This is a genomic window from Rhodococcus sp. JS3073, assembly GCF_026810085.1.
Lineage (GTDB): Bacteria > Actinomycetota > Actinomycetes > Mycobacteriales > Mycobacteriaceae > Rhodococcus_F > Rhodococcus_F wratislaviensis.
The window spans coordinates 305,694-332,340 of record NZ_CP113951.1 but is presented as its reverse complement, the minus strand read 5'-3'; the positions used below and the strand labels follow the sequence as shown (position 1 = coordinate 332,340).

The 26,647-nt window shown below is 65.1% G+C and carries 22 protein-coding genes; 8 read left to right on the top strand and 14 right to left on the bottom strand.

Features of this window, described 5'->3' with window-relative positions; translation table 11 throughout:
* Positions 1–78: 78 nt before the first annotated feature.
* Entirely contained in the window at positions 79–3,561 is a 3,483-nt protein-coding gene (locus tag OYT95_RS01550; protein WP_268790706.1) for a serine/threonine-protein kinase, read from the bottom strand.
* Between the two features lie 594 nt (positions 3,562–4,155).
* Here OYT95_RS01550 and OYT95_RS01545 point away from each other — a divergent pair.
* Positions 4,156–4,485, top strand: a complete 330-nt coding sequence (locus OYT95_RS01545) for a VOC family protein (protein WP_128638755.1) — start codon at positions 4,156–4,158, stop codon at positions 4,483–4,485.
* Between the two features lie 230 nt (positions 4,486–4,715).
* On the top strand, positions 4,716–5,594 hold the full coding sequence (locus OYT95_RS01540) for an aldo/keto reductase (protein WP_268790705.1): 879 nt from the start codon (positions 4,716–4,718) through the stop codon (positions 5,592–5,594).
* Positions 5,595–5,691: 97 nt separating this feature from the next.
* Here the strand turns inward: OYT95_RS01540 and OYT95_RS01535 are convergent, their stop codons facing one another.
* On the bottom strand, positions 5,692–6,627 hold the full coding sequence (locus tag OYT95_RS01535; protein ID WP_268790704.1) for an NADP-dependent oxidoreductase: 936 nt from the start codon (positions 6,625–6,627) through the stop codon (positions 5,692–5,694).
* 115 nt (positions 6,628–6,742) lie between these two features.
* Between OYT95_RS01535 and OYT95_RS01530 the strand changes: the two genes are divergently transcribed.
* Entirely contained in the window at positions 6,743–7,183 is a 441-nt protein-coding gene (locus tag OYT95_RS01530) for a winged helix-turn-helix transcriptional regulator (protein ID WP_268790703.1), read from the top strand.
* 37 nt (positions 7,184–7,220) lie between these two features.
* On the opposite strand, the gene trxA is transcribed toward OYT95_RS01530, so the two are convergent.
* The 7 genes from trxA to OYT95_RS01495 form a co-directional block, all read right to left on the bottom strand.
* Positions 7,221–7,553, bottom strand: coding sequence for a thioredoxin (trxA, locus tag OYT95_RS01525; protein ID WP_037227725.1), 333 nt, complete (start codon positions 7,551–7,553; stop codon positions 7,221–7,223).
* Between the two features lie 51 nt (positions 7,554–7,604).
* Complete coding sequence (locus tag OYT95_RS01520) at positions 7,605–9,218, bottom strand: thiamine pyrophosphate-binding protein (protein ID WP_268790702.1); 1,614 nt, start codon at positions 9,216–9,218, stop codon at positions 7,605–7,607.
* A gap of 12 nt (positions 9,219–9,230) precedes the next feature.
* Positions 9,231–10,163, bottom strand: a complete 933-nt coding sequence (gene trxB / locus OYT95_RS01515; protein ID WP_268790701.1) for a thioredoxin-disulfide reductase — start codon at positions 10,161–10,163, stop codon at positions 9,231–9,233.
* A gap of 12 nt (positions 10,164–10,175) precedes the next feature.
* Positions 10,176–11,375 (bottom strand): acyl-CoA dehydrogenase family protein, encoded by a 1,200-nt coding sequence (locus tag OYT95_RS01510; RefSeq protein ID WP_052032906.1) that lies wholly within the window; start codon positions 11,373–11,375, stop codon positions 10,176–10,178.
* A gap of 13 nt (positions 11,376–11,388) precedes the next feature.
* Complete coding sequence (locus OYT95_RS01505) at positions 11,389–12,555, bottom strand: CaiB/BaiF CoA transferase family protein (protein ID WP_268790700.1); 1,167 nt, start codon at positions 12,553–12,555, stop codon at positions 11,389–11,391.
* 167 nt (positions 12,556–12,722) lie between these two features.
* Positions 12,723–13,295, bottom strand: a complete 573-nt coding sequence (locus tag OYT95_RS01500; RefSeq protein WP_052032905.1) for a UGSC family (seleno)protein — start codon at positions 13,293–13,295, stop codon at positions 12,723–12,725.
* Positions 13,296–13,342: 47 nt separating this feature from the next.
* On the bottom strand, positions 13,343–14,458 hold the full coding sequence (locus OYT95_RS01495; RefSeq protein ID WP_037227716.1) for a hypothetical protein: 1,116 nt from the start codon (positions 14,456–14,458) through the stop codon (positions 13,343–13,345).
* Positions 14,459–14,562: 104 nt separating this feature from the next.
* Here OYT95_RS01495 and OYT95_RS01490 point away from each other — a divergent pair, with 104 nt between their 5' ends.
* Both OYT95_RS01490 and OYT95_RS01485 read left to right on the top strand, forming a co-directional pair.
* The gene (locus tag OYT95_RS01490; protein ID WP_268790699.1) at positions 14,563–15,504 is read left to right on the top strand and encodes a LysR family transcriptional regulator; all 942 of its coding nucleotides are present in this window, start codon (positions 14,563–14,565) and stop codon (positions 15,502–15,504) included.
* Between the two features lie 87 nt (positions 15,505–15,591).
* A complete protein-coding gene (locus tag OYT95_RS01485; protein ID WP_037227715.1) occupies positions 15,592–16,482 on the top strand; it encodes a LysR family transcriptional regulator in 891 nt (296 codons plus the stop codon).
* A 26-nt stretch (positions 16,483–16,508) separates the two neighbouring features.
* Here OYT95_RS01485 and OYT95_RS01480 read toward each other — a convergent pair whose 3' ends face one another.
* From OYT95_RS01480 to OYT95_RS01460, 5 genes are all read right to left on the bottom strand, one after another.
* Positions 16,509–18,086 (bottom strand): SLC13 family permease, encoded by a 1,578-nt coding sequence (locus OYT95_RS01480; protein WP_268790698.1) that lies wholly within the window; start codon positions 18,084–18,086, stop codon positions 16,509–16,511.
* A 269-nt stretch (positions 18,087–18,355) separates the two neighbouring features.
* Positions 18,356–19,795, bottom strand: coding sequence for an MFS transporter (locus tag OYT95_RS01475; protein WP_442972541.1), 1,440 nt, complete (start codon positions 19,793–19,795; stop codon positions 18,356–18,358).
* Positions 19,796–19,848: 53 nt separating this feature from the next.
* Positions 19,849–20,652, bottom strand: a complete 804-nt coding sequence (locus OYT95_RS01470; RefSeq protein ID WP_037227709.1) for an enoyl-CoA hydratase/isomerase family protein — start codon at positions 20,650–20,652, stop codon at positions 19,849–19,851.
* Between the two features lie 23 nt (positions 20,653–20,675).
* A complete protein-coding gene (locus OYT95_RS01465; protein ID WP_245973287.1) occupies positions 20,676–22,298 on the bottom strand; it encodes an acyl CoA:acetate/3-ketoacid CoA transferase in 1,623 nt (540 codons plus the stop codon).
* Positions 22,299–22,377: 79 nt separating this feature from the next.
* Complete coding sequence (locus tag OYT95_RS01460; protein ID WP_037227706.1) at positions 22,378–23,424, bottom strand: LacI family DNA-binding transcriptional regulator; 1,047 nt, start codon at positions 23,422–23,424, stop codon at positions 22,378–22,380.
* A gap of 511 nt (positions 23,425–23,935) precedes the next feature.
* On the opposite strand from OYT95_RS01460, the gene OYT95_RS01455 reads away from it, so the two are divergent.
* The 3 genes from OYT95_RS01455 to OYT95_RS01445 all read left to right on the top strand — a co-directional run bounded on the left by OYT95_RS01455 (position 23,936) and on the right by OYT95_RS01445 (position 26,638).
* Entirely contained in the window at positions 23,936–24,373 is a 438-nt protein-coding gene (locus OYT95_RS01455) for a MaoC/PaaZ C-terminal domain-containing protein (RefSeq protein ID WP_268790696.1), read from the top strand.
* Positions 24,374–24,614: 241 nt separating this feature from the next.
* On the top strand, positions 24,615–25,421 hold the full coding sequence (locus OYT95_RS01450) for an IclR family transcriptional regulator (RefSeq protein WP_052032901.1): 807 nt from the start codon (positions 24,615–24,617) through the stop codon (positions 25,419–25,421).
* Between the two features lie 104 nt (positions 25,422–25,525).
* The gene (locus tag OYT95_RS01445) at positions 25,526–26,638 is read left to right on the top strand and encodes a substrate-binding domain-containing protein (protein WP_037227704.1); all 1,113 of its coding nucleotides are present in this window, start codon (positions 25,526–25,528) and stop codon (positions 26,636–26,638) included.
* Positions 26,639–26,647: the final 9 nt, after the last annotated feature.

The following is a 26,647-nucleotide window of genomic DNA, read 5'->3' as shown; positions in this document are numbered from 1 at the left end:
GAACCTGCTGGTCTGTGAGGCACACCAGCGCATCGCCGCGTACGAGATTCGACGCCGTCGTGTCGCGGATCGCCGCCCTCAGATGAGGGTGGGGCCCGTGGTCGCTGACAGCGCTTCGAGAAAGGCGGTCGGGACCGTCGTCCACTCCGGCCGCCACAGCCCGTGCAGTTGATCGTCGCGGAGGCCACGCAGGGTCGACATGACATACGGTCCTCCGTCGAGGAGGTACCGGATCATGTCGCGTTCCGCGCACTGCGCCGCGATCGATGCCAGCACCTGCTTCGCCTCGTCGTTTCGGCCTGCGGCCGCGAGGCAGCCGACGAGCAGTCGATTCGCGTGCAGTAGTGCTCGGTGCCGTCCCCGGCCTTCGATCCTGTGCACCCATTCCCCGGCCCAGGTGCAGGCGGCCGCGGTCGTCTCCGCCGATCGTCGACCGAGGAGAAGGGTGATGGCGGTGGCATCCTCGAGCTGCGCGGTGATCTCGTCCAATCCGTCGACCGGGTGACGCCGCTCGGCGAACTCGACGGCGCGACCTGGTTCGAGAGGGAGGCCCAGCATGACCCGTTCGTTGTCGATCCTGGCCCGAAATCGCGGCAGCGACCGGGATTCGGCGGCCTCGGCGCCTTCGTCCAGCCGGTTTGCCGCCCCGTCCCGGTCTCCTCGCAGCGCCATGATGTGCGCTCCGACGACACAGGGGGCGAGCATGAAATCCACGCAGACGTCGTATCCGAGTTCTCGGCTCTCGTTCAATAGCCGTTCGGCGGTGGCGAGGTCGCCACGTTCGTAGAGCAGTTCGCCGAGCAGCGCGCTGGCGAGACGTGCAGCGTGTGAGTGACGTCCCCCGGACTTGACCGCGAGCCGCATCGCCTTCCGGAAGTGGTATTCGGCCGCAACGACATCGAGCTGTTCATTGGCGGCGATGCCGTAGTAGCAATATCCCCACGCCCCGCTGTACGGGCCACTCGTTCGCTCGTGGTACGTCGATGCCCAGTCCTGCATACGGCGTGCCGCGTCGAAGTCGAATCGGTAGACCTCGGCGAAGGTTGCGATGTCGGCCGCGGCGGAGACGACCCATGGGGGCAGGGTCTCCGGTCGCGACAGGCATTCCGCCATCAGCTCGTCGACGCCGTCGATCCGGTCCGAGAATATTGTGATGTCACCCTGAACGACGTCGGCCTCGACCCGCAGATCGGCGATCTCGGCCCCGGCCATCGCGTCACGTTCGAGGAGGGAATAGACGCGGTCCAGTGCCGCCTGTGCGGGCCGGACACGCTGGAGTTCACAGTGGGCCCACGCCAACGTGAGCTGGAGACGGGCGCTGGAGACGACGAGCCTCGGGGGAAGTTTCGCCACCAGACCGAGCAGGGTGGACATTTTCGCGTGCTCGAGCAGAACCGTTCCGTCATGCTCGACCATGTCGACTGCCCCTTTCTCGTCTCCTGCAGCGAGGGCATGATTGACGGCCTCACTCAGCAATTGACGATCGGCGAACCATCGCGATGCCGCGGCGTGGAGCTCGCCGATCCGCTCGGGTTGATCACGCTCGAGTCTTCTGCGCAGGTATTCGGCGAAGAGGTGGTGGTACCGGAACCAGTCGCCGTCGTCGTCGAGGCGGCGCAGAAACAGATCTCGGCTCTCGACGTCTTCGAGCATCGCCTGCCCACGCTCGACGCGCGCGAGTGCCGACGCGAGGCTGCCGCAGATGCGTCCGGTGATCGAGGTGGCCATGAGGAATTCGAGCAGTCTCGGTTCGAGGGTCTCGAGCACGTTCTCGGCCAGGAACTCACCGATGGCGTGATGGCGCCCCGACAGATGACTGATCAGCTGCGTTGGGTCGTCGCATCCGCGCAGCGACAAGGAAGCGAGTTGCAGGGCGGCCACCCACCCGTCTGTCGAGCGCGTCAATGCGTCGACATCGCCGCGGTCGAGCGTCAGCCCTCCGAGATCGACGAGAAACGAATACGACTCCGCGGCATCGAAACGCAGGGCAGCCGAATCGATTTCGACGAGCTCGTCACACACTCTCATCCGGCTCAGGGGCAGGCCGGTGCGGGTGCGGCTGGTGACGATGATCGGCAGGTGGTGGCAGCCGTGGTCGAGAAGAAACTCCATCGCTGTGATCGTCTCGGCACTGGTGACCCGGTGCCAGTCGTCGAGGACCACGGCCACACGCTGCCCGCTGTCGTGGACCTCGTTGATCAGGCTGATCATGACGTACTGTGCGGCCGCATCGCCGCGTTGCTCGAGCGCCTCACCGAGCCCATCCCCGAGGGCCGGGCTGATCTTCCGGATCGCCTCGACCAGGTGCGCGAGAAACCACACGACGTTGTCGTCATCATGATCGACACCGAGCCATGCCACCGCCACGCCGTCCTCGGTGAGGACATCCCGCCACTGGGCGGCGAGCGTGCTCTTACCGAATCCCGCCGGTGCATGAATCACGGTCAGTCGCCGCGACCGGCCTGCGCGTAGGACGTCGATGAGCCGAGCCCGGGCAACCAGCAGACGGGTGGGCGTCGGTGGACGGAACTTGGCCGCGGCAGTGGGCGGCGGGATCGTTGTCGGCGTGCGCCGACGGACGGGACTCTTCAGCGGGCGGGAGCTCCCCGACACGACGCCAAGCGTCCCGCCCAGTGGATTCTGTCCGTCCTCGCTCAGTTCGACCGGAAGCGCCATGTGATCGACGGACAGGCCCATTCGACGCTGGCACTCCTGCAGCTCGTACCCGAACTCGGCGGCGGTCGTCGGGCGCATCCGCGGGTCTCCGGACATGGCGCGTTCGACGACGTCGCACACCTCCTGCGGGATACCCTCCGCTCCGAAATCAGGGATGGGTTCGGTGGTGACCCGCAGGAATTGGGCAATAACCCGCTCACCGCTGCGTCGCTCGAACGCGGCGTGGCCGGTGATCGCGCAGAACAGAGTAGCCGCGAAGCCGTAGACGTCCGAGCTCGGAGTTGGCGGCCCACCCGAGAGGACCTCGGGGGCGGTGAAGGCCGGCGACCCGAGAACGGACCTGGTGGAGGTCTCGAAGCCGCCGGCGATGCGGGCGATGCCGAAGTCGGTGAGCTGGGGTTCTCTGTACTCGGTGAGCAGGATGTTCGCCGGCTTGACGTCGCGATGGATGATGCCGAGACGGTGTGCAGTCTCGAGGGCACCTGCCAGTTTGATCCCGAGTCGCAACGCCTCGGGCCACTCGATCGGCCCCAGTCTGCGAATGCGGGCGTCGAGCGAATCGCACGCGTGATATCGCATCACGATGTACGGGCGACCCGAAGAGGTGGCGCCGACCTGGTGGATGTTGACGATGTGCGGGTGCCCGGACAGCTGCCCCATCGCGCGTTGCTCACGCAGAAACCGTTCGAGGTTGTCGGTGTCGAAGTCCTCGGTGAGCACTTTCACCGCGACGGTGCGGTCCAGGGCAGTTTGACGGCACCGGTAGACGACGCCGAACCCGCCCCGCCCGATCTCCCGGGCGTCCTCGAATCCGGCCGCGGCCAGCTCCGTGGTGATCGCGCGACCGGGGGCACGCTGAGTGGTCGGTGGATCGAACTCGGCCATCGGCGGCCGCCTCACTCCCGGACATCGATACCAGACGTCGATCCCTCGCAGACACTGCTCGACTGCTCGACGTGGGTGTTGATCCAGGATAGTCCCCGAGTTCGAGGGTCAGCCGTGCCGCGCTTAACCAGACCGGGTCGGCCACCTCTTCGTCGCGGCGCTCAGAACCTCAGAGAGCACCTTGAAAGGCGGGATTCGCGGGTCCACCATCGGCCGTGAATCGGATCAGCCCGTGACGGGCGCACTCCACTGCGACGGGGGCCAGGGCCGCCCGGCGTCGTCAGTGTGCCCATTGGTGACACGGCGTCCGAGAAGCACGGCCGCCGAATGCAGGTGCGGGCCGGCCCGGTGCCGCCGAAGGACGAGGTGCTCCACCCAAGTGAAGGCACACAGGGTACAAACAAGGAAGTCTGAGGACGACGAACCCACCGGGAGTCCGGGTCTGGAACCTGTGCGCGTCGATCCGCTACGACGGACCAAACCCATACAGCTCGGTCAGGATTCGAGAAGCGCCGGCACCTGCGGTGCGGATAACGTGGTCCGTATCGCCGACGAAGCGGTCGTCGATGACCGCGTACCCCGAGGGAGACGAATATGAGTCCCACAATCCGCAGCCTGGTGATCCCGGTATCCGACCTGGACGCCGCCAAGGCGGTCTACACCGCGCTGCTCGGCGCACCGCACACCGACGAGTCGTACTACGTCGGGTACAACGTGGACGGCTTCGAAGTCGCCTTGAATCCGAGTGGCGAGAACGCCGGACCTGTTGCTTTCGCCGACGTCGAGGATCTCGACGCGACCCGCGAAACCCTGCTCGCCGCTGGTGCGACCGAGCGCAGCGCCCCGCGCCAAGTCGCATCCGAGACGCGGATTTGCGTGCTTGCCGACGCCGACGGCAACCCGATCGGACTACGCGGTCGGTAGCACGGCGTGGGCTCGGACTCGTGAGTCGCCCCACGTCCCCCGCGCTATCGACCTCGAACCGACTCGCGCGGCGTGACGCTCGTTTGCCCACGATCATCAGGGCTGCGCACTACCCACGGGTTGATCGGAACGCTGGTTGAGGATCTAGCGTATCGGTCATGACACCAGATGACAGAACAGCGCGTGCAGCCGTGGATCGGGATGCTTTCGGACGCCAGGGATTCGGAGCGATGAGGTTGCGCGACGACAGCGCCGGTGGCCCGGATCGCGACCCGGTGGCCGTGGTTCATGCCGCGCTTGATGCGGGCATCACGATGGTGGACACCGCCGACGCGTACCAGAATGAGGAGCTGATCGGCCGGACGATCCGGGGCCGGCGGGATGAGGTGCTGCTGGCCAGCAAATTCGGCCTCGTGTGGCGGGATCAGGTCGCCGGCGGATTCGACGTGCGCGCCGATCCGTCATACGTGCGGCAGGCGTGCGAGGCGAGCCTGCAACGGCTCGGCGTCGACATGATCGACCTGTACTACCTGCACCATCGCAGTGAGACGACCCCGATCGAGGAGACCGTCGGCGCCATGGCAGAACTGGTCGGCCAGGGAAAGATGCGCTACCTCGGCCTGTCCAATGTGACGGCGGACGACCTGCGCCGCGCACACGCCGTCCACCCGATCGCCGCGCTGCAAGAGCAGTGGTCGCTGGACCACCGCGCCATCGAGCATCAACTGCTACCCGTCATCGCGGACCTCGGCACAGTGGTGGTGGCACACTCACCGACCAGTCATGGACTCCTGCACCAGACTCGGAGCGCAGCCGACGAGCAGCGAGCAAGCGGCCTGCATGCCGCCGTGGACGAGATCGGCGGCGCCCACGGCCGGACAGGTCGCACTGGCCTGGGTGCATCATCGGCAGCAGGCGCACGGTGTACCGGTGGTCCCGCTCCCCGGGACGACCAGCGTCGAACACCTACGCCTCAACGTCGCCGCGGCCGACCTGATCCTGTCCGAGGTCGAGCTGCGACGACTCGATTCCCTCAGGACGGCATCGTGACCTGCGTTGCCTCAGACGTCGACGAGGGAGCATTCAAGGTCGATCTCGCAGCGGAGTAGACGGCTGGATCGTCGAGCCGCGGGGTCAGATCTGCCTGCGTCCTTTCCGTTCGCATCGAATTCGGAACGACCGGGAATGCCTCAGTCGATTTCACGATCACTGCCGATGCGTGCCCGGGTCGATGACCGGCCGAAGGACAATCTTTCCGCGAACGCCGCCCTGCGCGACCGCGCGGTGGGCGGAGGCGACCTGGTCGAGCGGTACGACGGCGTGCACGCGTGCCGGCAGGTGGCCGCTCGCGGTGGAGTCGAGGAGCTGGGCGAGCCGGGCACCGTCGGGCTGCGCCACCAGCTCCCGGACGGTGACGCCGCGTTCGCTTGCCGGCGCCGCGCCCGGCTGCACGCCGACGAAGAGGCCGCCGTCGCGGACCAGCGTGAGGCCCTGCTCCTGGAGTGCGGCACCGTCGGCTACCGCGTCCCAGGCGCGCGCCGCCTCTGTGGTGAAGTCGGCGCCGAGGCCGCGCACGAATTTCTCGTCTTCGGCCCGGGCGAGTCCGGTGACCCGCCAGCCGCGGTCCTGGGCGAGCGTGACGACGTTGGCCCCGACCGCTCCGGCGGCGCCGGTCACCAGCAGGCTCCGGCCTCCGCCGTCGCCGAGTAGGTCGACCAGCTGGTCTGCGGCCAGGCCGTTGAGCGGGACCGTGGCTGCGGTGGCCAGGTCGAGTCCCTCCGGCACGGGTGCGGTGTCGCCCGCCGGGACAATCAGCTGCTCGGCGTACGTCCCGAAGTCGCGGTCGAACCCGGCGACCAGCCCCGCGACGCGGCTGCCGACCGGGAGGTCGACGTCCGGACCGGCCGCCGTGACGGTGCCGGCGAAGTCCCAGCCTAGGCCGGTGTGGTCGGGCTGGTCGATCAGCCCGAGCCGGTGGAACACCCCGGCGGCAAGCGCCAGGTCGACGGGGTTGACCGCGGCCGCTGCGATCGCGACCCGGACCTCGCCCGGGCCGGGCTCGACGACGGGGACGTCGATGATCTCGATGGACTCGGGACCGCCTGGGGTGCGGACGATCGCGGTGCGGAAGGTGGTGGACATGTTCGCCTCCTGTGGGCCGGTGTTTGTGCTGTACCCACCACGATGGAGGGGTTACTCTCCAATGGGAAGTAGGCACTTCAAGGTGCGTATGTCACCGCGCAGGAAGGAGCGGTCGATGTCGACAACCACGGCAGCCCAGGAGCGGGCGCAGGCGAAGGTGGAGTACGAGGCGTTCCTGGCGACCTGTCCCAGCCGCCGGCTCCTCGACCGGATCTCCGACAAGTGGGTGACGCTGGTCCTCGCCGCGCTGGGCGGCGACGGACCACACTCAGGCCAGGACTGCGTCGGCGAGCCGCGGCGGATGCGCTACTCGGAGCTGTCCCGGCGGCTGGCCGGAGTCAGCCAGAAGATGCTCACCCAGACGCTGCGCTCCCTCGAACGTGACGGCCTGCTCACCCGCACGGTGACGCCGACCGTGCCTGTCACGGTCACCTACGAGCTGACCGACCTCGGGATCTCGCTTCACGCCGTCATGCGCGGCATCAAGGGGTGGGCGGAGGCGCACATGGACGAGGTGTTCGCCAACCGAGAGCAGTACGACACCGGCGTCGACTAGCGGCGGCGACGGCCATGGTGTGCCGATGCCTGGGATGCTACGAGAGGACGTCGGCAAGGTCTTCGAGGATCGCGGCTTTGTCCTTGGTGCCCACTATCTGTTTGACGACCTCGCCGTCGTGGAAGAGGACCATGGTCGGAATCGACATGATGCGGAAGTGCTTGGTCGAGTCGGGGTTTGCGTCGACATCGAGTTTCGCGACGGTGAGTCTGTCGGAGTGCTCGGAAGCGATCTCGTCGAGTACTGGGGCGATCTTCTTGCACGGCCCGCACCACGGCGCCCAGAAATCGACCAGTACTGGCATCGTGCTGTTCAGGACAATCCTGGTGAAGGTGTCGTCGGTTACGGTGACCGTGTGGGCGTCGGACATGGGTGGCTCCTTGGGTTGAAAGACTGTACGGATCACGTCGAATCCGGTTGGTCAGGCGAGGATGTCGACCTCGGGGTCGAGCTTGATGTCGACCACGTATGGTCCTCGGAGATCGTGGGTGATGTGCCGGAGCTCGTCGAGCTCCTCGATCTTCCGAACGGACATCGATCCAGCGCCGATCGCTTCGGCGATGGGCCCGAATTCTGGCCACATATTGAGGGAATGGTCCGGATCTGCACCGTAGCGTTGAAGTTTGGTGTGCTCGGCACCGTAGGCGTTGTCGTTGAAGACGAGGACCAGGAGGGGCAACTGGTGTCGGACCGCGGTTGTGAGTTCGGCCAGGTGCATCATGAATCCTCCGTCGCCGACGACGGCGATGGTCAACTCGTCGGGACGCGCGATCGCGGCACCGATTGCGCCGGCGAGACCGAGTCCGATTGCGCCGAAGCCTCCCATGGTGGTGAAACGCCGCGCGTCGGGCACCTCGATGCGTGGCCAGACGGCGTTCGTGAAGCGGCCGATATCGCTGACCATCGTTCGGTCGGACGGCAGCACGTCGTCGAGTCTGAGGCAGGCAGTTCGCACATCGACCGTGTCGGCCGCTGTGTGGTCCCTATACTCGGACTCGGGGCAATAGTCGACCAGGTTCTGCTGCACCGACTGCAGCCATCCCGGGTGTGAGGGTGTGTGGTCTATCGCGTCGAGAGCTTCCCGGATCGCGTCGGCGACCACGGCGGCGTCGCCGGCGATGTATTCGCTGGCGGGTAGGTACCAGCCGAAGCGGCCTGGATCGATGTCGACCTGGACGACATGTTTGTCGGCCAGAAGTTCGCCGTGGAAGGTGGTGTAGACGTTCAAACTCGCGCCGAACGCGATGATCAGATCCGATTCGGCGATGGCTGCGGCGGCCACGCTGTGGGAGAGGCTGCCGCAGATTCCGAGGTTGCTGGGGTGCCCACGGAACATGTCCTTGGCCAGCACAGACGTCGCGACCGGGGCGGCCAGTGTCTCGGCGAGAGCGAGCAGTGCATCGTCGGCCCGCGACAACACGGCGCCGTAGCCGGCGAGGACGATCGGGCGTTTGGCGCTCGCGACAAGGCCGAGCGCAGCATCGAGGTCGTTGATTGCCGGAACCGAGGGCGAGGAGTGCACCGCGGGGGAGACCGGAGCTTGGTCACCCGCGTCTTCGAGCATCAGGTCGACCGGAATGTTCAGTACGACCGGTCTGCGTTCGGCGACCACCCGTTGGAACGCTCGATTGAGGTCACGACCGAGGGTTTCCCGCCGATGCACCTTGTCGTATCCCGCTCCCGCTGCCTGTGCGAAGGAACTGATGTCCATCCGTTGGAAGTGGGTCGGTTCCGCCGGTGTGTCCCCGGTCAGGAGTAGGACTTGGCTGCGGCTGCGGACTGCTTCCATCAATGACGTCATGGTGTTGGACAGTCCGGGGCCATGAGTGACCGTGGCGACGCCGACCCGTCCGGTGCTGCGAGACCAGCTGTCCGCCATAGCGACCGCGCTGCTCTCATGCACGACGGCGACAAACTGGCCTCCACGCTCACGGTAGTTCGCGACGTACAGCATGTTCGCGTCACCCATGAGCCCGAACATCACATCGACGCCGTGCCCGAGAAGGGAATCTGCACACGCCTCGAAGATCTTCATACGGAATTCCCCCTAGTGAGATCCGGCAGCTGCCAGATACCGTTCGACGTCGAGTGCTGCACTGCAGCCACTGCCGGCCGCAGTGATCGCCTGCCGGTAGGTGTGATCGACGAGGTCGCCGCACGCGAACACACCGGACACCGGCGTCCGCGAGGTTCGTCCTTCGGTCAGGACGTATCCGGCATCGTCGAGTGCGACTTGTCCATGCACGAGCTCGTTGCGCGGATCGTGCCCGATCGCGATGAACACTCCGGTCACGCGCAACGTCGAAAGTTGATCGGTGACCGTGTCACGCACCACGAGTCCGGCAACCTGCTCGTCGCCGATCACGTCCTCGGCGACGCTGTTCCACAGGAACAGGATCTTGGAGTTCGCGAACGCGCGTTCCTGCATGATCTTCGAGGCCTTCAGTGTGTCCCGGCGGTGAATCACGGTCACGCTGGCCGCAAACCGGGTCAGGAACATCGCTTCTTCCAGCGCGGAGTCTCCGCCGCCGATCACTGCGATGTGCTGATCGCGGAAGAAGAAGCCGTCACAGGTGGCGCACCAGGACACTCCGTGCCCGGACAGACGTTTCTCGTTGGGCATCCCGAGGGCGCGGTAGGCCGATCCCATCGCCAGGACAACGGTTTTGGCCGTGTACTGACGATCATCGGTGGAGACGCGCTTGATCTCGTCACCCAGGTCGACGGTGGAGACGTCCCTGGCGATCAGCTCCGCACCATAGCGTTCGGCTTGCTTGCGCAAGGTGTCCATCAGCTCCGGTCCCTGAATTCCTTCCACGAAGCCGGGAAAGTTCTCGACCTCGGTGGTTTGCATGAGTGCGCCGCCGTATTGGGTGCCCTCGAAGACCAGCGGGTGCAGGTTCGCGCGGGCGGTGTAGATGGCGGCGGTGTAACCGGCGGGCCCGCCGCCGATGATGATGACGTCGCGTGGGGAGTTCATGGTTGCTCCGAGTCAGTGAAAGGCGGCAACGCCGGTGATGGCGTGGCCGACGATGAGGGTGTGGATTTCGCCGGTTCCTTCGTAGGTCAGGACGGATTCGAGGTTGGCCATGTGCCGCATCACCGGGTATTCGAGGGTGATGCCGTTGGCTGCCAGGATGGTGCGGGCGCTGCGGGCGACGTCGAGGGCGCTCTGCACGTTGTGCAGTTTGCCGAAGCTGACCTGCTGGGGGTGGAGTTGTCCGGCGTCCTTGAGTCGGCCGAGATGGAGTGCCAGCATGAGTGAGGTGTTGACCTCGGTGAGCATTTCGACGAGTTTGCGCTGGGTGAGCTGGAAACCGGCGATGGGCCGGCCGAATTGGGTGCGCGTGGTGGAGTAGTCGAGCGCCGCTTCGTAGCAGGCTCTCGCTGCGCCGACTGCTCCCCAGATGATCCCGTATCGGGCTTCGGTCAGGCATGAGAGGGGGGCACGCAGGGTGGTGGCCTGGGGGAGTGCGGCGCTGGTGGGGAGCCTGCAGTCCTCGAAGACGAGTTCCGAGGTGGTGGATGCGCGCAGCGACATTTTGTGTTTGATGTCGCGGGTGGAGAAGCCGGGGGTGTGGCGAGGGACCACGAAGCCGCGGATACCGTCGGGGGTCTTCGCCCACACGACGGCGACGTGGGCTTTGCTGCCGTTGGTGATCCACATCTTGCTGCCGTTGAGTACCCATTGTCCGTCTTCGAAGCGGGCGGTGGTGCGCATCCCGGACGGGTCGCTGCCGGCATCGGGTTCGGTGAGTCCGAAGCATCCGATTGCTTTGCCCTCCGCCATCGCCGGTAGCCACGTCTGCTTCTGTTCCTCGCTGCCGTAGCGCCAGATCGCGAACATCGCGAGTGATCCCTGGACGGAGACGAAGCTGCGCAGGCCGCTGTCACCGGCTTCGAGTTCCAGGCAGGCGAGCCCGTAGGCGACCGCGCTGGTTCCGGGGCAGCCGTAGCCCTGCAGGTGCATGCCGAGCAGACCCAGTTCTCCTGCAGCTCGGGGGAAGTCGTCGGGCAGGTATGCGTTGTCGTAGGCGTCGGGAAGTCGGTGGAGCAGGTCGCGGCGGACGAATCCGCGGACGGTGTCGCGGATGAGTCGTTCTTCATCGGACAGCGAGGCGTCGATGTTCAGGAAGTCGTGGGCGTTCAAAGGCGGGGGAGTGGTCTGCTTCAGGTCTTCGGTGGTGGTCATGAGTGGTCCTTCGTCATGCGGTTTCGCGGCGGGATTCGAGTTCTTCGAGCCAGCTTCGGATGTCGGTGCTGTGTTCGCCCAGGTGCGGTGCCCGGGTTCGGTACGTGACCGGTGTGGCCGACAGGCTGATGGGGTTGGCTACCTGGCGTCCGAGTCGGGTGTCGCCGTCGGCGGTGTTTGTGACGGGTTCGAGACCGAGTTCGGTGGCGAGATGGAAGGCATCCGCGATGTCGTTGACCGCGCCGGCGGGCACCCCGTGTGCTGTCAATGCTTTAGTCCAATGGTGCGCTGGGTGCGGTGCCAACGCTCGTTCGAGGCTTTCGCGTAGAGCTTGTCGATTCCGGACTCGAAGTTCGTTGGTGGTGAAGCGATCGTCTCGAGCCAATTGAGGGAAATCCAGAGTGGAGCAGAGGTCGCTGAACTGTCGGTCCGTGCCCACAGCGAGTACGAGAGCGCCTCCGCCGGTGGCATATGTGTCGTAGGGGGCGATGCTGGGATGCCCGTTGCCGAGGGCGTGGGGAATCTTTTCCGCCAGAACGTATCCCGAAGACTGATTCGCCAGTGCGCTCAGTAGTGCCGACATGAGGTTCACTTCCACGCGCTGGCCCACTCCGGACCTTTCGCGTTCGTGGAGCGCGGATAGTATTCCGACCGTGGCGAAGAGGCCGGCCAGCACGTCGACGAGAGCGACGCCGGCTTTCGTCGGTGAGTTCTGATCGGGTCCTGTGATGCTCATCAGCCCGCCGAGTGCTTGCACGAGGAGGTCGTAGCCGGCGAGTTCGCGGCCGGCTCCGGCACCGAACGCTGAGATGCTGCAGTACACCAATTCGGGGTTGGCCTGGCGAATAGTGGTTTCGTCCAATCCGAACCCCGCCATGGTGCCGGGTCGGAAGTTCTCCACGAGAACATCTGCGTGCTCGGCGAGGGTCCTGGCGACCTCGAGATCGTCCGGGTCGCGGAGATCGAGCACGATGCTGCGTTTGTTCCGGTTGACGCCGAGGTAGTAGGTGCTCTGATCGTCGACGAACGGGGGACCCCAGGCCCGGGTGTCGTCCCCTTCGGGGCGTTCGACCTTGATGATTTCGGCGCCCAGGTCGCCCAGTGTCATCGTGCAGAACGGGCCCGCGAGGACTCGCGAGAAGTCCGCTACCAGTAGGCGAGAGAGCGGAGGGTTGGTCATGTCGTCTCCTTGGATCGGTGCGTACGTGCTCGCTGCCGGTAGTGACAGCGCCACCCATGCCTTCGGGCTGACAGACCGAGGTCCGCCGGTCCCGGGGCGGATGCAGCGCCGTGGGATTTCGAGATGCGGTGGGGTGCCTGGCTGCTGGGCACCCCACCGCGGCCTTGCTAGACGGAGGACGTCGTCGCGGTCCGCGTGGCCCGGGTGGGCGTTCCTGTCAACCAGATATCGAGGGCCTGAGGAGCGACTTCGGCGGCGCGGCCTTCGAGCTGCTCGAGAGTCAGGCTGCTGATCGGGTGGGTGATCACGACGGGCTCGAGGTCCGCCATTCCACGTGCGTCGCGCTGTAGGCGGGCTTCGTGCTCGAACTCGGTGGTCACGATGACCGCCGTGGGCAGTCCGGCCTGTTCGAGGCGAACACCGTCGGTGACACACGCGGAGCAGCAGGAACCGCAGTCGCCGATTGCAGTCAGCGCAATGTCGTTTTCGGCGGCAATCCGGTTGATTACTTCAGCACTTGCGTCCGAGGAGAAGTGCTCCTTGTCGTAGTACTCGACGGAGGCGAACGTCACGCCCCGTTGCTCGAGTGCCCGCACGGTGGCACGCAGGAGTTTGGCAGCATTCCACTTCGTGTTGCTCAGCACTGCCAGACGAAGGCCATCTGCGCTGTTCGGCCGGGTTGCCAGGGGAGAGGCCTCCACTTCGACAACACCTCGGGGGTCGTAAATACCATCGTTCATCGTTCTTTCCTCGCTGTCAGATTTTGTGTTGTGGGCGGTCGGGGGAGCTACAGGCGGCAGGAGCCGTCCGAGCATTCGAGGCCGCCGGGGTCGCCTGTCGGCACGGTGTCGTCGTGGACGGCTCGTAGCACCGGCGTTGTCGCCGTGCTCCATCCGGGCAGGAAGGCCGAGAATCGACCGGCCGCGCCGCCCGCGATGAACAGATGGATGTCGTCGGGCGTAAACACGATCGGCACCTGTCGGCCGGACTGGCGCGGATACCACTTCGGCAGGTTGCGGTTGTAGGTGGTTCCGCCGGGAGGGGCGTAGCGGTTGCCGTAGCTGACCTTGTCCCAGTCATTGGTTCCGTTGAGCCAGAGGTACCGGCGGATGTCGTCGCGGGTCCATCCGAAGGATGCGATCGTGCGTGCGTGTTCGATGCCGAGGACGACGGTGCAGGAGCCGCCGAGCACGGCGTTGTTGTGACCGATCGTGCTCATGGCCGAGGCGATGGAGTCCAAGATGCCCTGCGGGTCATCGGAGATGTGGTTGGTCACGCTGTGGGGGGCTTCGGCGCCGATGACGAGCACCGTGCTGTCCTCCGGGGCGTAGCCGTGTTCGACGTGGTAGGGAGCCCAGGGGCTGGCTTCTTCGTTCTCGGCGATGCAGAAGGTGTACTTGCCCGGATGGCCGAGGGTGCTCTTGTCGAGTTCACCGGGGATGCCCCCGCCGACGCTGAGCATGATCAGTCGCACTGCCCGGCCTATGGTCGCGTTCGCTCGGTTGCCGGAGCCGAAAAGGTTCCCCCCGGAGTTCATGCCGATCTCGCGAGCGATCGGACCGTTGACCACGATCAGCGGCGAGACGACATGGGTGGTGGCCTGGATTCCGTTGAGGTTGAAGCGGGTGTCCGCCAGGGCGAGTACTGCGGCGCGCACGACGGGTGCATATTCCGGCTTGCAGCCGGCCATCACCATGTTGACTGCGAGGAGTTCGCGGGTCAGGCTGCCCCATCGCGGTGGGATTCGTGCCTCGAGAGTTTGGGGATTGCCGCCGAGTGCCTCGACCACGGCCGCGACTCGGTCCGGGGTGGGGGGAACGACTGGCAGGCCGTCGCTCCACGGCTGGTTGAAGTAATGCTCGACCAGGTCGTTGTGGTCGATGCGGGGTTGTACGGCAGTCATTTCGGTTGTCCTCCTGGGTAGATCTGAATTACCTAGGCCAACCGTAAGTCCGCTACACCATCACAGTCCAAGACATGTTTGGTCACCTATTATATTCTGTGTATATGAATGATCCGGAGATGCGATTACTCCGCTATTTCGTCACGGTCGCCGAGGAACGTCACTTCGGACGCGCAGCCGAACGGCTGCATATGGCGCAACCGCCGCTGAGTCAGCAGATCCGTAAGCTCGAGCACCAGCTGGGGGTCGAGCTCATCGATCGTTCACGGCGGCCGATCGAACTCACCGATGCCGGTCATGCCCTGTTCGAGGAGGCTCGCCTCTCGCTCGTGCACGGGGAACGAGCCTTCGCCGCAGCACGGCGGGCCGCCACCGGGCACCTGGGGCATCTGCATATCGGCGCCCTGCAAGCTGCCGTCGATGGGGTGTTGTCGTATGTGATGCGTGCCCACCGTCGTGCGTACCCGGACGTCAAACTCGAACTCGCGGAACTGGGTACAGCGGATCAGATCGTTCAGCTCACCGAACATCGACTCGACGTCGGTTTCCTACGTGGGCCCGTGGACGAACCGACGCTGACTGTGGAGACGCTGATCGACGACCCGCTCGCGGCCGTCGTGTGCGATGACGACCCTCTCGCTGACCGCGGGAGAATAGACCCCGGGATACTGGCCGATGAACCCATCATCCTGTGGACGCGGGCCGCAGCGCCGACCACCTTCGCCGATGTGGTCGAGCTGTTCCGGCAACACAGGATCCAGCCACCCGTCGTCGAGGAATCTCCGCGCATTCAAACCATTCTGGCGCTCGTTGCCTCCGGTGCGGGGGTGGCGTTGCTGCCTACATCGTTCATCAATCTCAGCCGCCAGGGAGTCCGGTTCGTTCCACTCCACGACCCGCTCCCGCACCGCCCGCTGTCGCTTGCCTGGCGCGCCGGCCAACAGTCGCCTCTCGTCGCAGGCTTCGTCGACGTCGCTCGCCGCACGGGACCGCAATATCTGCACGATCTGACGCTGCGACACCCTCAGCTCCGACCAGAAGCGTGACCCGAAGTTGTCACGGATAGGTGCGCCGAGGTGATCAATGCCCGTAAACTCGATGCATGACACACATTGATTGTGGGCGTTGCCTCGATGGAACTGCGTGATCTGGAGGCATTTTCCGCTGCAGCGCGGTTCGGGCACTTCGGGCAAGCCGCCGAGAATAGATTCATGTCGCAATCGGCGCTGAGCCGTGCCATCGGACGTTTGGAAGACGAACTGGGAGTTCCGCTGTTCGATCGTGTCGGACGAACGGTACGACTGAACCGGTACGGCGAGATCTTCCGGGCCCGCGTGGAGGAAGCCTTCAAAGCGCTCGATACAGGATGGTCGGAGATCACCGACGCCGTGGATCCGAATCGCGGGATCGTGACGATGGCGTTCATACCCTCTGTCGGACCGATCCTGGTCCCTCGCCTGCTTCGAGAGTTCCGGCGGACTCATGCGAATGTGCGCTTCCAGCTGTCGCAGGGCGGGGCAGGGTCCGTTGTCGGGATGCTTCAGGACGGCTCGGTGGACCTCTGTCTGACAGCTCCCGACCCGCAAGTGCCTGGTGTGGAATGGGTACCACTGTGGAAGGAGCCGATGATCTTGGCTGTTCCCGAAGACCATCGACTGGCCACTGCGGACACTGTGCAACTGGCCGACCTCGCAGAGGTTCCGGTAGTTACACTGAAGCGCGGCTTCGGGATTCGGCAGATCACCGATGAGCTCTTCGAGGAAGTCGGTGTCACCCCGACAATCGTGTTCGAAGCTGCCGACGTGCCCACCGTCCGCGGCCTGGTGGCAGCCGGCCTCGGGGTCGCCGTTCTCCCTCCCTCTCCCGACACACATCAGGTCGGGTTGCCCATAGAGGTACCGATCAGCGATGTCGACGCCAGCCGCGTGGTCGGGGTTGCACGAGTTACCAGCCGCTATATGCCTGCCGCTGCGCACGCTTTCCTCGAGCATGTCATTTCCATGGCGGAGACCCCGCGGAGTTGAAGCTCCACGGGGCCGGTGTCCGCCAGTCAGCCCAGGCCGAGATGCGGAAGCCAGAGGACGACACCGAGAGCGATCAGGATGCAACCGACCAGGTCGAACACCGATCCGGTACGAAGCATCCGTTTGATCGGAACGAAACCGGAGCCGTACACAATTGCGTTGGGAATCTGGGCGATCGGAAGCATGAATCCGAACGATCCGCCGAAGACGCTGGCAACAGCAGGAATTACCGGATTGATGCCGGCCGCCATCGCGATGGGCACGACGATGGGCACGACTATTGCCACAGCCGCAGTATTGCTCGTGGTCTCGGACAGCAGGATCGCCATTGCGACAGCGAAGAGAGTGATCACGAACAGGCTCGGAAAGCCCAGATTCTGGCTGAGGGTCTCACCGACGAGATCCGCGAGACCGGTCGAGGACAACAGACCGCCGAGCACGATGCCTGCGCCGACCAGGACAATCACTCCCCAGTCGATTCGCACCGCCTGTTCCCAGTTCAAAACCCTGGCGCCGGGTTTGCTCCCGGGCAGAACGAACAGCAGGGTCGCCGCAATCACTGCTACCGCGCCGTCGTCGAGGTGGCCGGCAACGAAGGTCGCGATCGAGGAGTCGACGCCGAACGTCAGCGAGACAACGCTCGGGGTCAACCATCCCGCACACACCAGGCAGAAGGCGAACAGCGTGCTGCGCTCACCTGTCGAGAGTCGGCCGAGTTGCGCACGCTCGTGACGCAGGTAGTCGAGGTCGGGCAGAGCGCGGCATTCCGGGCGATTCATCGAGATGATGACGACGCACAAGATGACGAACATGATTGCGACGATGGGGGCTGTTGCCGCTGTCCACTGCAGGAAGCCGATGGAGCTGCCCGTGAGCTTTTCGATGTAACCGATGCCGACGAGATTGGCTGGGCTTCCGATGGGCGTCAACAGGCCGCCAACCGCCGCTGCATACGCGATCATCAGCATGAGAGCGGTCGCAAATCGGGTCTGCCTGGGCCCGGATGAATCAGTATCCCCTGGGGACATGATGGGGTTGAGCGTGCGGATCAGACCCAACCCGATCGGCAACAGCATCGTCGCCGTCGCCGAATTCGATACGAATGCGGAGATCACCAAGGCGATGAACCCGAAGGCCACGATCACGCGATAGGAAGACTTCGCGACCCCCGGCAGGGTAAGCACACGCAGCGCGAACCGGGCATCGAGGCCGTGCACGTTGATCGCCTTGGCGAAAAGGAAACCTCCGATCAGCAGAAAGATGACCGAGGAGGAGAACGAGGAGAAAACGAGATCACTCCCGTTGCCGCCATCGGGACTGTCCGCGATACCGAGTGTTGCAGCGAGTCCGATCGCGAGGAGCGAGGTCACCGCCAGCGGGAGCGCCTCGGTGATCCAAAACGCCACGGCCAGAATCAAGATCGCTGCCAGCCGTTGCTGGGGTCCACTCAACCCTGTCGGGATCACGAGTAGGGCGACGAACCCGATGCCGCCGACGAGGAGGCCGATGGCTTGTGTCCTTGTGCGGCTGGGTGGACGCTCCTTGTCCACGGTGGGAGGAACCTTGTTTCCCGTTGTGTTCGGTACTCGAGTCGGCACTGTCATCTGGGCCTCCGCTGGACGGCATCGCGACGTCATACGCACGCGTGCGATGAGGAATCGTTCATAAGTGCTTATGTGGGTCAGGTCACGTTAAGCACCCGCAACCATTGCGGTCCAGTGAACGATTTGCCTATAACTCATGCATGCGACGCATATAGACGTTTACGGGATGTCGGACAGCCCCGGCATCACGGCCGACACGTCGAGCAGGGAAGAGCCCCTCGGTTCGGCGGGGTATCGGTCCTCCGCGATTGAGGTCGCTTCTCGCTGATTCAGCTGCGGTCGGCGGCAATGGCGTCGCGTGGGTCGTCCAGGTCGCGGTTGATCGGGTCGGGGGTGATGTACGTGGTGCCGATGGTGATGAGCGTCAGGATGCACAGGTATCCGGCGATGAACACCCATGACCCCAGTCCGGCGCCGGGGACGTCCGGGCCGCCGTCAGTGGCGACGACCATCGCGATGATCCAGGCGCCGATCAGCGGTGCGATACCGCCGGAGAGCACCGCGGAAATTTCACGGGCCACCGACACGCCGAGGTAGCGCTGTCGGGAGCCGAACAGCTCGCACATGAATGCGCTCTGCGAGCCGAACATTCCCCAAGTCCCGATCCCGAGCGCCAATGAGATGACGACGATGGTCAGCACCACGCTGCCCTGGCTCAGTGCCCACCAGATCGGGAACGCGGACACCAACTGGAAGTAGGCGAAGGCGCGGTAGGTCCTGACCCGGCCGAACCGGTCGGAGAGCTTGCCGGCGATCGGGATCACGATCGCGCCGAGGGACGCGGCGAACACCAGCGAGAGGGCACCGATCGGTCCCTTGATGCCGACCGCGGCGCTGGTGACGTAGGCGACCGCCAGAGCCTGGTACATCGAGGACGAGCCGTTCTCGGCGAGGCGAAGGCCGATGCCCCGCAACAGAGACGGGCGGGAGTGGGCGAGCAGGTTGTGCAGCGGCCGCTCGTCGATCTGATCGCGGACCTCGAGTTTCTCGAAGGTCGGCGACTCCTTCAGGTTGACCCGCAGGTACATCGCGACGCCGAGGATGACGACGCTCGCCAGGAACGGCACCCGCCACAGCCAGGTGTCGGTGATCTCGCTGTGGCCGCGGTAGACGAGGAAGTAGACCAGGGCCGCGGTAACGGTGCCGACCTGCACACCGAGGAACGGCAGCGACGCGTAGAAGCCGCGCTTGTTCGGCGGGGAGTACTCGGTCATCAGGATCGAAGCGCCGGCCATCTCCGCGCCGGCGCCGAGACCCTGGACGATGCGTAGAAGGATCAGCAGGATCGGGGCGAGCATGCCCACGCCGCCGGAGTACCAGTCGCCTTCGCTACCGTGGTAGGTCGGCAGCAGACCGATACAGGTGCTGGCGACGCCCATCATGATGATGGTGGCCATCAGCACGAACTTGCGGCCCAGCCGGTCACCGAGCCGTCCGAAGAACACCCCGCCGAGGGGGCGAACGGCGAAGCCGATGAAGTACGTCGCGAAACTCAGGACCAGCCCGGTCGAGGCGTTCTCACTCGGGAAGAACAGCGGCCCGAACACCAGCGCGGACGCCAGGCTGTACAGGGCGAAGTCGTAATACTCGAGGGCGCTTCCCACGGATGCGCCCCACGCTGCCTTGCATAGGTCTTTCGTGGTGACCACCGGGATATCCGTGTGGGCTTCGGGACCAGCCGTGGACGGTGAGTGTGGATTGAGGGTCATAGTGTGCCAATCCGGTCGAGGGATCTGCTGAGTAGCGAGAAGGACTGAGGGGCTTACGAGTTGGTGAAGACGGGGGTGGTCTTGTTCTGGAAGGCGGCGACCCCGACTGCGAAATCATCGGTCGACGCGGTGAACCCACTGCCAAGGGCCTCGAGGATCACGGACGGGGCGCCGACGGCGGCCGCGTCGACGAGCTGCTTGCTCACCTGCACAGCGGCGGGGGCACCTTCGAGGATCCGGTCGACGATCACCCCGACGTCGGTGGCGAGACTGTCACGGTCGGAGACCGCGGTCAACAGCCCCCATGTCAGCGCCGTCTCGGCGTCGAGTTGGCGGCGGGTAAAGATCATTTCCTTGGCCCGCGCGGCCCCGACTACGTGCGTGAGACGCTCGGTGCCACCCCACCCGGGAATGGTTCCGAGGCTGGTTTCGGGGAGTCCGAGGCGGGCGGTGGTGGCGCCGACTCGCAGGTCGCAGGCGAGGGCGAGTTCGAGTCCGCCGCCGACGGCGATCCCGTCGACGACCGCGATCGTCGGTTGGCGCAACTGGGCGAGAAAGTTGAACACCCGGTGGCCTTCGGTGATCCAGCGTTTCCACATCTGGGCGGGGGTGAACTGCGCGAACTGGGTGATGTCGGCGCCGACACAGAACGCCTTGTCTCCGGCGGTTTTCAACAACACCACCTGGGCGTCGGAGTTCTCGATGGCCCGCAGTTCAGTGTAGAGGTTGTCGAGCAGCTCGAGGGTGAGGGCGTTGAGTTTGCGCGGTCGGTCGATCAAGATGGTCGCGACCCGGCCGGCACGGTTCCAGCTCACGTTGATGCGGCCGACGTTCTGGTGGATCTCAGTGGTGTTCATGGAAAGTTCCTCGGTAAGTGTGGTCAGCTCTGCAGTGCCTGCACGCGCGGGTGCGCGGGCAGTGGGGCGAGGGTCAGGCCCTGCGCGCGCGGGGAGAACAGCTCCGGCGCCATGGTCTTCAGGTTCGGGTCGACGAGCAGATCGAACTCGGACTTGTCGAGAATGTCGCGCTGCAGGTCCACGCCGGGCGCGATCTCGATGACGGTCAGTCCCTCGGGCCGCAGTTCGAGGACGGCCCGTTCGGTGACGTAGAGGACCTTCTGGCCGTTGGCGAGTGCGCGTGTGCCGGAGAACGTGGGGGAGTCGACCTCCTCGACGAACTTGGTGTGTGGTCCGTCGGCCCGGATATGCAGGGCGCCGTCCTCGATGGCGATGTCGCGGCGGCCGGCGGTGAAGGAGCCGACGAACACGATCGACGGTGCAGCGGAGGTGATGTCGGCGAACCCGCCGACGCCGGCGGTGACGTGCCGGCGCTTGGGGAGGCTGTGCACGTTGACGTTGCCGTGTCGATCGATTTCGAGGAAGGAGAGCAGGGTGTGCTCGAAGCCGCCGCCCTGCAGCAGAGTGAACTGGTCCGAGCTCTGCATGATCGCGTCCGGGTTCTGTGCAACCCCGAAGACGAAGTCCAACAGTGGAACACCGCCGACCGGACCCTGCTCGATCACCCAGGACACCGCGTCGGCGAGCCCCTCCTCGACCAGGACGTGGGGAACCAGGGCCGAGACGCCGAAGCCGAGATTGGCGATCTCGCCGGACTGCAGCTCGGTTGCGGCGCGGCGGGCCATGATCTTCTCGAGGGTGAACGGCACCGGTTCGAGAGTGCTCAGCGGGCGGCGCAGCTCACCGGAGATGGCTGGGTCGTACGGGGTTTGGGTGGTCTGCAGCTGATCCGGCGCGAGCACGAGGGTGTCGACGAGGATGCCCGGCACCTGCACCGCCTGCGGGCTCAGGCTTCCGCCCTCGGCCAGGTACTTGACCTGGGCGATGACGATGCCGCCGTTGTTGTGGGCTGCGTAGGCGAGGTCGAGGGCGCCGAGCGGGGACGGCTCCTCCTCGAAGGTGAGGTTGCCGTGGGTGTCGGCGGTGGTGGCGCGGATGATCGCGACATTCGGGACGAGGGCGTCGTAGAACAGCCACTCCTGACCGTCGAGTTCGTGGACGCGGACGAAGGCGTCCGGGGTGATGGTGTTCATCCGGCCGGCGCTGATCCGGGGGTCGACGAAGGTGTCGAGGCCGACCTTGGTCAGCACGCCGGGCTGCTTGGCGGCGGCCGCGCGGTGCAATTGGAACAGCACACCAGAGGGGAAGTTGTATGCCTCGACCTCGTTGTTCTCGATCATCTGCCAGATTCGGGGCGGCTCCGCCGACGAGGGTCCGGATGGGTAGGAGCCGGCGATCACGCGTGCGAGCATCCCATTGTGCGTCAGGTGGTCGATGCCCTTGATACCCCACATGTCACCGGCCGCGATCGGGTGCACGCTGGTCAGGTTCGTCGGTGACTGCGTCTCTACGTACCGCTGTCCGAGGCCGGCGAGCACCGCGTCTGGGCAGCCCAGTCCCGATGAGGAACTGACGGTGACGATGTCGCCGTCCTCGACGAGGTCGGCAGCCTGGCGGGCGGTGAGTACGCGGGGGGTGTGCATCATCTGGCTCCTAGCTGTGAAAGCGCTTACTTTTTGGTCATGTCGAGGCGGTTGGTAGGGCGGTATCCGGAGTGAGGTGTGCCTACCCGCGGCGAGGACGCCAGGCGGCGGTGGAGGCGCGCACTCGAAGCGCAGGCTCGACGAGCTGGTGACTGTACGGAGTGGCGGCAGTAGCGCCGTCCGGCGTCTGAGGTTGGCCGAGGCGTTCGAGGATCAGTTCGCCGCACTTCTCCCCGATCTTGGTGGGGAAGGTGGCGACGGTGGTCAGCGGCGGCGTGCGGTGAGCGGAACCGGCGATGTCGTCGAAGCCGCCGACAGCGATGTCGCGGCCGGGCTCGAGGCCGCGTCGGGTCAGTTCGGCGTAGACGCCGACGGCAACGATGTCGCTGTAGGCCACGATCGCGTCCGGGATCTCGCCGCGGTCGAGCAGGCGGCGGGTGGCGTCGGCGCCGCCGTCCGGGGTCGCCTCCCCGAACAGTCCGTCGGTGGGGTACATGGTCATGTCGGATCCGGCGATGGCGGCCAGAAAGCCCTGCTCGCGCTCGCGGCGTGCCGAGGTGTGCTGGGGGCCGCCGACCATGGCCACGGTCCGTGCACCCATCGAACGCAGGTGGTGGCCGAGCAGTCGTCCGGCTTCGACGTTGTCGGCGCCGACGTAGTCGTGGCGGAGGTCGAAGTGTCGGGCCAGGAGTACAAGCGGGATGCCGCTCGCCGCGAGCAGGTCGTCGATGTCCGAGGCCTGGGTGTCGCCCGCGGGGAGCAGGATCAATCCATCGATGCTGCGTTCGACGAGCCGGTCGAGTAGACGCCGCTGGCGGGTGGGGTCGTCGCGGCTGTAGCCGATGAAGACGGCGTAGTTGGCGCGGTCGGCGACGTCTTCGAGGGTCATGGCGAGTTCGGCGAAGTAGGGGTTCTGCACCTCGGTGACTACGAGGCCGAGGGTCATCGACCGAGGATTGCGAAGCATCGCGGCGTGCCGGTTGTAGACGTATCCGAGTGCCTTCATCGCCTCACGTACACGGCGTGTGGTCTCCGGCGCGACGCTCGGGCTGTCGTTGAGGACAAGAGACGCCGTCGATCGGGACACGCCGGCGTGGCGGCTGACGTCGGAGAGTGTGACTCGCCCCATGACCTCGACCCTTTCTCTCGTCCAGTGTGACCTGCGATACAGAACATACACGAGAACCTGGATCGATCCAAGAGCTTGTTCTCGCAGTTTGCAGTACCTTCCGGATGTCGATCGGTCATCTGGCCGGTCATCTGCGGAAACAGGAATGGATCGATCCAGAATCGATTTCCGGGTTCCGTGTGGGTCGGGTGCCGCACCTCGGCCGTGAGGGCGCGGATCCACGGCCGTCGCCCGGTGCTGGCTACGTGGCACGGTTGGCCACGCGTGGTAAGCGATTTCTTGACGGTGTTCCCACTGCCCTCTACGGTGAGTTCGGGTACCCGCGACAAGAGTGGGCCCAGGCCGGGAGCAATCTGTCCCGCTCGTTGGCGCGGCGGTTCGGCGTTCCGCTCAGCGTGGCGCAACGTCGACACCCCGCAGGATTCACGGGAGCCACTATGCAAACAATGAGAAGTGTTCAGGACTGCGCCGATGTCGAGGTTCTCGCCATCACCGAGACGGGCCGGGCGTCGTGACTGCAGAGATCGTCACGATTGCATCATTGACGGTGGGGGATACTGCGACTCGACGGTTCGTGGTCGACGCGGGTGCGGTGGATGCCTACGCCGACCTGTCGGACGACCGCAATCCGATCCACGTCGACGCGCAGTATGCCGCATCGACGCCGTTCGGAAAACGGGTCGCGCATGGGATGTTGGTCGCCGGCTATGTCCAGTCGGCGCTGACATCGCTCGTCGCTCCCGGCGGGGTCTCGAAGAGCTATACGTTCGAACTCCACGCGCCGACGTTCGTCAACTCGGTGGTCGACGCCACCGTGACCTGCGTTGAGACTGATCCGCGGACAGGCCGAGCGCATTTCGACCTGGAGATCACCGACGTCGACACGGGTACGGCCGTGATGTCTGGTCAGGCCGTCGTTGCGTTCAAGAAGTCGGCGTCGGTCGACTGATCGTGCCGCAGCGATTGCTGCGAGCTTCCAGGACGAGGAGCCCGAGCGGGCGTGTGCGCCCGCTGGGGCTCCTCGTCGTACTTTGAGCCTCAAATGGCCTGCCTCCGAACACATCCAACGCTCGTACCTATTCGGACGCATCCTTCTGCACTGGGCATTGTTGTGGGGTTCAACCCTTGACTAGCGTTAGTGATGTGGATTACATTTACCGCACTCCACACTATGGATTGAGGTCCACAATATGGAAACGCCCGGAGCGCAGAGTGCGTATCGACTTCTCGACGTCCTGACTCGAGTATCCCTCCACCCCGAAGGAATCACGGCAGGAGACATCGCAAAGGCAACCGATCTGACGGTCCCTACCGCGCACCGACTGCTGCGTGTTCTTCGCGAGCGCGGGTTCGCTGTCCAAGACGGTGCGTCGGGTAAGTACTCGCCGGGTCCGCAGATTCAGGTTCTTGCGGGTGAGGGCGTAGATCGCTACGCGCTCGAGGAACTGGGTAGGCCATTGCTTGCGCAGCTGCGTGACGCCACGACGGAGACGGTGTTCATGTCGGTTCGACGCGGCCTGCGGTTGACCTACCTCGTCTGTATGGCTTCGTCGCATTCCGTGCAAATGTACGGCGAACCGGGGCAACAGATTCCGCTGCACGCCACCAGTCAGGGCAAGGTGATCCTCGCGTTTCTGCCGTCGGGAGTCGGCGATCGGATCATCGACCAACTGGACCTGACCCGATACACCGACTCGACTATCACCGACACGGAAGAACTGCATCGAGTGATGCAGGACGTTCGACGCGACGGATTCGCACTCAGCCTCGAAGAGCGTGAGCTCGGAGTGCGCTCCATCGCGGCTCCCGTGTTCGATGCGACCGGCGCCGTGGCCGCGGCGATCTGTGTGGGTGGCCCGATCTTCCGTGTCACCGAATCCGACCTTCGCTCGCGATTCGCCGATCTCGTGCTGGACACCGCCTCGAAACTTACCGCCGAACTCTCCCGAATCAGACGCCCCTCCATTGGCGCCGACACGCTCCTCCCCATCGACTAGCACCGAGTAGCTCTACCGCACAACGTACTTGCCACCTCCACCGCTGCAAACACAGCGGTCGAACAAACATGCCCCGAGTAGGCACCTCCGCCAGAAGGAACCCCATGAAGCAATCCCGTGCTCTGATTCCCGCGCTTGCCTGCGCCGCGATACTCGTTGCCGGAACCGCGTGCAGCTCGAGCGTCGACAACAACGCCACCGCTGTCGAGGCTTCGGTTGCCGACGTCGTCATCGACGACGGCGGATGCGCCAAGAACCACGACCAGATCGCAGACATCCAGAAGAAGCTCGCCGGCAACCTGTACGGAATCGCTGCCGCGAACTCGGACAAGGGAACCAACACCAACCCCGAGCCGAAGCGCGCCGACGACCCGATCAAGATCACGTTCTCGATCGAAGGACTCAGCCACCCCTTCCTCGTCAAGCAGAAGCAACTCGCCGAGGAGACTGCCCGCGACCTCGGCGTCGAGATCAACGTCATCAGCGCCAATGACGACGTCAACCAGCAGTTCAACGACATCCAGACCGCCGTCGCGCAGGGCACGGATGCGCTGATGATGATGCCCGCGAACACCGAAGGACTCAACGCCGTCCTGTCGCAGGCCTCCACGGCCGGGGTGCCGTACTTCTTCACACAGAAGGGCATGCTGGGAGTGAAGCCGGCGTCCCAGGTGCTGGCACCCTACGCCACTGAAGGTCGCCAACTCGGCGAATGGGTCGTCGAACACTATGCGGGACAACAAGACATCAAGGTAGCCGTTGTCTCCGGAATCCCCGGGGATGCGTCGAGCGATGCCCGGGTCGGAGCGTTCATGCTTCCCCTGCTGCGGGCATGCACGTTCGACATCGTCGCCGAGCAGCCCGGCAACTACCGCCGCGCTGATTCCGAGAAGGCCGCCCAGAACATGCTCGCCGCGAACCCCGACGTCGACCTGGTGTTCGGCGCGAACGACGAGGCGGCACTCGGCGCAGTCGCCGCACTGCAGTCCAGCGGACGAACTGGAGTCGACGTCGTCGGCGCCGACGGCGAGACCGACATGTTCACCGCGATCGACAGCGGACAGACGCTCGCCACCGTCATTCACAAGCCCACCGCCGGCATCCTCGTCGAGGAGATCGTCAAGTACCTTCGCGGCGAGGAAGTTCCGCAGTTCAAGGTCTTGGATGAGGATCTGGTGACCAAGGACGACACCGCAACCACGCAACCCGCTTTCTGAACTCGGGAG